Genomic DNA, 410 nt, shown 5'->3' with positions numbered 1-410 from the left:
GGTACGGTTCCAGCTTGCCACGCCCCGGCGGACATCCCTGGGGTGCAGGCGAGGCGTGCCCTGTCGTCCTGACCTGCCGCGCCCAACGCGCGCCCGTCGCGGGCGAAAGTTTCAGACGCAAAGCCGCCGCACGTCCGCTTAACCCTTCTTCAATGTAACTCTGAAACCGCGCCCGAAGCGCAGATGGCAAAGGTGCTGACATGATCCATCCTCCAAAATAGGATGAATCACAAACACGACCCTATAGAAACCACCGATTCAGGTTTTCACAGAAACGCTTTAATACTACAGTTGCAGATAGTTCTGTTTTCTGATTCATCTCTCTAAAAGTTTTTGGGGGAGGATATATTATGGCGGTATCAGATTGGGCTGGCGTTCAGCTTAACTGGCGCGATGCGCTTGAAGGATTA

General features: G+C 53.7%; 1 pseudogene. It reads right to left on the bottom strand.

What is annotated here, in order from left to right:
* Nucleotides 1-202: pseudogene (locus BV911_RS19920) on the bottom strand (transposase); the annotation flags it as partial.
* Between the last annotated feature and the right edge of the window lie 208 nt (nt 203-410).

Origin of the sequence: Pseudoruegeria sp. SK021, from assembly GCF_002119405.1 — a bacterium.
Taxonomy (GTDB): domain Bacteria; phylum Pseudomonadota; class Alphaproteobacteria; order Rhodobacterales; family Rhodobacteraceae; genus Meridianimarinicoccus.
The sequence above is the reverse complement of the archived record's forward strand: the minus strand, read 5'-3'. Positions and strand labels throughout refer to the sequence as shown.